We start from the raw sequence: 5,866 nt of genomic DNA, 5'->3' as shown, positions 1-5,866 counted from the left end.
AAGCGCGCCAAGCTTATCGACATGCTCCTGGAGCGGCAGGAATTCGCGGACTACTGGTCCCTGAAGTGGTGTGATCTGCTGCGCGTCAAGGCGGAGTTCCCGATCAACCTGTGGCCGAACGCGGTGCAGGCCTACCATCGCTGGATTCACGACGCGATTCGCGACAACCAGCCATATGATGCATTCGCGCGCGCTTTGCTGACGTCAAGCGGCAGCAACTTCCGAGTGCCGCCCGTGAATTTCTACCGCGCCGTCCAGGGACGAGAACCCGAGACCATCGCGGCGGCGGTGGCGCTTACGTTCTTGGGCGTCCGCATCGAGGGTTGGCCGGAAAACCAGCGCCGTGCCCTGGCGGATTTCTTCTCCAGGATTGCGTACAAGGAGACTTCCGAGTGGAAAGAAGAGATTGTTATTCTGGACCCGGCCCAGACGGGGCCGCTAAGCGTTGTCTTCCCGGACGGCGTGGCGATGGAAATAGAAGCAGGAGAGGACCCGCGCCGAGTCTTCGCGCTCTGGTTGACGTCGCCGGACAACCCGTGGTTCGCGCGCAACATTGTGAACCGCATCTGGTCATGGCTGTTTGGCCGCGGCATTGTTCATGAGCCGGACGACATCCGGCCCGAAAATCCGCCGGTCTATCCCGAACTGCTGTCTTTCCTCGAACGAGAATTGGCGAACGCCCATTATGATTTGCGGCATATCTACCGGCTCATCCTGAATTCGCGCACCTATCAGCAATCATCTATTCCCAAAGACGCATGCCCTGATGCGGAGAGGTTCTTTGCATGCTACGCGGTGCGTCGATTGGAGGCAGAAGTGCTCGCCGACGCATTGTCGCGGGTGATTGGCGCAGGGGAAAGCTACTCGAGCGCCATTCCGGAACCGTTCACGTTCATGCCCGGCGAGCAGCGGTCGATACTGTTGGCGGACGGCAGCATCAGCAGCCCCTTCCTGGAAATGTTTGGCCGTCCTTCCCGCGACACAGGTCTGGAATCGGAGCGTAACAACGAGCCCACGGACGCGCAGCGGCTGTTCCTGCTCAATTCCACGCACATCCAGAACAGGATCGAAAACAGCCCACGCATGCGGACAATGCTGAAGACGGCGGGGCGTCGCCACGGTGCGCTGATCCAAGGAGTCTATATGGGAATTCTTTGCCGGTATCCCACGCAGGCGGAAGCGGACATTGCGGACGAGTATTTCAAGACCGGGGACCTGACAATAGTCCAGGCTGGAGCGGACCTGGCGTGGGCGCTGATCAATACCAAGGAGTTTCTATACCGGCACTGACGCTGTTGGCGTGTCTCCGTGGTCCGTCACGCAGCGGCGAGGCAGCATAAGGGATGAACGATCGAGAAATGACCGGGTCTATTAGTCGCCGGGAAGTGTTGAAACGGGGCCTGTTGGGCGCCGCCGGACTTGCGTTGCTGGACTACGGTGAGGCGCAGGCGCAGCCTCGTGTGGCGGCGCCGCGAGCCAAGGCGGTCATTCAAATCTGGATGTGGGGCGGGCCGTCGCACCTGGATACTTTTGACCCCAAGCCCGACGCGGGTTACGACTACACCGGCCCGCTGAACAAGGCGATCCCGACCAACGTGGACGGCATCGTAATCGGGCAACTGCTCCCCTTGCTGGCGCGGCAGGCGGACAAGTATTCGATTATCCGGAGCATGACCCACGGCGTGAATGCCCATGAAACCGCGTCTTACATCGTGCAGACGGGGCGGACGCCCGGTGACGGGCTGGTCTTTCCCAGCGTTGGCGCGGTTGTTTCTCTGTTTAGAGGCTACGAGCATGGCTATGAAGGTTTGATCCCCCCATACATCGTGCTGACGGAACTCCAGGGGCGGTTTTCGGAGGCAGGATTTCTGGGACCGCGTTATAAGCCGTTTGCGACGGGCGGCGACCCGAATCAACAACGGTTCGCCGTGGAGGGCATTGTAGCCGCGGGGATTTCGGATGAGCGGCAACGCGCCCGGAGGGACCTGTTGCACGAACTGGATTCGCTCGGCAACGCCATGCCGGGAACCCCCCGCTTTGAACGGCTTAACCAGTGTGAGAGGAAGGCTTACGACTTGATTCTGGGAGATGCCGGCAAGCTGTTCGACCTGACACAGGAGAAGGACGAGGTGCGGGAGCGGTACGGCCGTAAGACGTTTGGGCAATGCTGTCTGATGGCGCGCCGGCTGGTCGAACACGGCGTTCCCTACGTGACCATCAACTACAAGGGTTGGGACACGCATAAGCAGCACTTCGAGGCCATGCGCCGCAAGTTGCCGGAAATGGACCAGGGTATGGCTGCACTTTTGCAGGAGCTGGATGAACGCGGCCTGCTTGAGAGCACCATTGTGTGGTGGGGCGGCGAATTCGGGCGAACGCCGCGCGTGCAATGGGAATCGCCCTGGAATGGGGGACGCGGCCACCACGGCGCGTGTTTCTGTGCAGTACTCGCCGGCGGAGGATTTCAGGGCGGACGGGTGGTGGGCGCTTCGGATGCGCGGGGCGAGGAGGTGGCGGAACGTCCCGTTCATCCGCGGGAGGTGATCGCCAGTATCTACGAAAGGCTTGGCATCGACCCGGAAGGGGCGTTGCCCAACGCGCGTGGAGTCGAGGCTAAAATCATGCCGGATGCGGGACGTGTCCATGAACTCGTGTAACGGGAGAAAGAACCCTCTGAGGGCTGCGAGGCAGTTGCCGCTCGTCATGGCCTTGATGGCGGCAAGTGCCTGGGGCCAGCCCGCGGGGCGCGCACCGCACATCGGCTACCTCTATCCCGCTGGCGGACAACAGGGCTCGACCGTGCAGATCATGGCGGGCGGCCAATATCTCACAGGGGCCGACCGCGTATGCCTTTCGGGCGAGGGGGTCAGGGCATCGATTGTCCGATACGTGAAACCGTTGAGCAGGGAGGAACTCCGGGGATTGCAGCTTCAGTTCAATGAGGTTCAGCGGCGACGCCAGGAAGCCGCACGTCGCGGGGAGCCGCCCGCAGAATGGACCGCGGAGGCTCTGAACCTGCCGGACCACCCGTTCCTGAAGAACCTGGAGAAGATGCGCTTGAGCGAGTTGAGAACCCTTGCCGAAAGGTATCGCCGGCAGCAGTTCAGCATGCAGATTGCGGAGCTTGCGCTGATCGAGGTGACGGTCGATGGCGACGCTGCCCCCGGCGCAAGGGAACTCCGGCTGGGAACGCCGTTGGGGCTGACCAATCCGCTCCGTTTTGAGGTCGGGACATTGCCGGAAGTCCGCGAGGAAGAGTCCAACAATCCGGCCGTGTCTGGCGCATCCGCAGCGGACCTTCCCGTGTTGTTCAATGGGCAGATTCTGCCTGGGGACTGTGACCGGTTCCGATTCAAGGCGCAAAAAGGGCAACATCTCGTGATTGCGGCGCATGCGCGCGGATTACTGCCGTACTTGGCCGACGCCGTGCCAGGATGGTTTCAATCTGTGCTGACGCTGTATGACGCGCGGGGGCGTGAGGTGGCATTTGCGGACGATTACCGGTTTGACCCCGATCCCGTCCTGCTCCATGAGGTCATGGAGGACGGTGAATACGAGGTGGAAATCCGGGATGCGCTGTACCGGGGCCGCGAGGACTTCGTCTATCGCATTTCCGTTGGCGAGCAACCGTTCATCACGTCGCTATACCCGCTGGGCGGCAGATTGAGCGCTTCCGTGGAGGCGGAAGTGACGGGCTGGAATCTTGCCCCGTTACGGCGACTGCGTCTGGACACGAGCCCCGGTCCCAACGCGATACGAGAGGCGGCGCTGGAGCGCGACGGATGGCGGTCCAATTGTCTGCCCTACGTGGTAAGTGAATTGGCGGAAAGTGAGGAGATGGAACCCAACGACACGGCGGACGAGGCGCAGCAGGTCCTTCTGCCGCTTATCATTAATGGGCGTATCGCAAATCCGGGCGATGTGGATACATTCCAGTTCGAAGGCGATGCCGGGGCCGAGGTGGCGGTTGAGGTGCAGGCGCGCAGGTTGCATTCACCGCTGGATTCTCTGCTGCGACTGACCGCCGCTTCCGGGCGCGTAATCGATTGGAACGATGATCACGAAGACTCGGCGTCGGGGCTACTGACTCACCACGCGGATTCCTGCTTGCTGGCGCGATTGCCGGAAGACGGCGTATACGCGGTGCATCTCAGCGATGCGCAACATCAGGGAGGCGAAGCCTACGCCTATCGCCTGCGCATGAGTGCCCCGCGCCCGGACTTCACGCTGCGGGCAACCCCATCGAGCATTAATGTTCGAGCGGGTTTCTTCGCGCCGTTGAAAGTGTATGCCTTGCGCAGGGATGGATTCGACGGGGAAATTGAGGTGGTCCTGCGGGATGCTCCGCCGGGGTTTGCGCTGAGTGGCGGGCGGATTCCCAAGGGCCGGGACTGCGTTCGCATGACCGTCGCGGCGCCCCGGAAACCGCTTGGCGAGCCGGTGGAACTGCGGCTGGAGGGGCGCGCCACTATCGACGGGCAAGTGATGAGCCGGCCCGTTGTCCCCGCCGAGGACCTGATGCAGGCATTCATCTACCGGCACTTGACGCCTTCGCAACAGCTCATGGCAGCGGTCCTTGAGTCAAAACGGCGTGTGCCTTCAATCAAGGTCGAATGCGATGGGCCGGCCGGCATTCCCTTAGGCGGCGAGATTGACGTGCGGGTAACTACCGGGCGCCTGCCGATGCTCGAAATGGTCCAGCTGGAATTGAGCGAACCGCCGAAGGGCGTGACGCTCAAGAAGACGACTGTCCTTTCCGATGGGGCGGTGCTGACGCTGGCTGCCGCCGAAGAGACGGTGGAATTGGGATATGCGGACAACCTGATCGTCGAGGTGTTCACGGAAGTGGCCGGCCAGCAGCGTCTGGGGAATGCGGCGCGGCAGAAACGGCGCATATCTCTTGGCGTGCTGCCCGCCATACCCTTCGAGATAGTCCCGCCGTAGGCCCCGTTGCACCCCGTCGTTTCTTCAATCGCCTTGCTGCACCCACGTCTCGTTGAATCGCGCGTACTTGATGGTGCTGGTATTGTACGAGTACGTGGCGTGGATGGCGCCGTCCGGGGTCTGGATGATGGAGGGGTAGTCGAAGCGCTGGCCGGGCGTGTTATCCAGGTGCCGGATCCAGCGCCAGGTCTGACCGCGATCCTCGGAGATGGAGACCGCCAGCCGGTCGCGTTCCTCCGCGCTGTCGTTGTAAATCATGGCGAGCCGCCCGCTCCGCAGCACGATGGCCTCGATCCCCGCGTTGGGGTGCGGCAATTCGGTCAGTGTCACGGGTCCCCAGGTCATGCCGCCGTCCGTCGAGTCGCTGCGGACGATACGGTGCTGCGGACGGTCGTTGCGGAAGAACGCGGTCATGGCGCCGCCGGGAAACTCGACAACCGTAGGCTGTTCAAGCCCGAGGCCGGGAACCGGTTGGGAGATGGTCCAGGTCTGGCCCATGTCGCGGGTGAACGCCATGACCGCAAGGGTCAGGTTTTCATTGGCCAGGGGCAATAGGAGCGCGCCGCTGGAAGTGATGAGCGGATGGGCCCTTGGCATCCAGCCGAGGCGCGCGCGGAAGGGGTCCTTGAGCAACCCTGCAATCATGTTCATCCCCGGAAGTGCGCTGTCCGTCTGTTTGAAATCAGGGGGGTGTACAACAAGAAGGTTCTCATAATCCCATGCGGGTGGTCCGGCATTCGCGTAGTCCGAGGCGATATGGTACCGCACCAGCGCGCTGCCCCATGCGCTCTTGGGCACGGCAAGCAACGTGGCGTGGAACAGCCAGAGGCGCTGTTCCGGGTCGATTACCATGCAGGGGTTGTTGTCCGAGACGCCGAAAGTGTCCGCCATGACGAAGGGCTGTTCCCACGTCTGCGCGCCC

The 5,866-nt window shown here is 62.2% G+C and carries 4 protein-coding genes; 3 read left to right on the top strand and 1 reads right to left on the bottom strand.

All coding sequences use genetic code 11. The features are described 5' to 3' along the window. The 3 genes from KA184_09810 to KA184_09800 all read left to right on the top strand — a co-directional run. Positions 1 to 1,290: DUF1553 domain-containing protein (locus tag KA184_09810; protein MBP8129859.1), on the top strand; the 1,290-nt coding region annotated here is incomplete at its 5' end. Positions 1,291 to 1,343: 53 nt separating this feature from the next. After that, positions 1,344 to 2,657: a DUF1501 domain-containing protein gene (locus tag KA184_09805; protein ID MBP8129858.1), complete on the top strand. Its 1,314-nt coding sequence runs from the start codon at positions 1,344 to 1,346 to the stop codon at positions 2,655 to 2,657. Positions 2,658 to 2,703: 46 nt separating this feature from the next. Then, positions 2,704 to 4,944, top strand: a complete 2,241-nt coding sequence (locus tag KA184_09800) for a hypothetical protein (protein MBP8129857.1) — start codon at positions 2,704 to 2,706, stop codon at positions 4,942 to 4,944. Between the two features lie 24 nt (positions 4,945 to 4,968). Here KA184_09800 and KA184_09795 read toward each other — a convergent pair. Continuing rightward, positions 4,969 to 5,866, bottom strand: an 898-nt coding sequence (locus KA184_09795) for an exo-alpha-sialidase (protein ID MBP8129856.1), incomplete at its 5' end; no start/stop codon positions are given.

This window comes from Candidatus Hydrogenedentota bacterium (genome assembly GCA_018005585.1).
Lineage (GTDB): Bacteria > Hydrogenedentota > Hydrogenedentia > Hydrogenedentales > JAGMZX01 > JAGMZX01.
The sequence above is the reverse complement of the archived record's forward strand: the minus strand, read 5'-3'. Positions and strand labels throughout refer to the sequence as shown.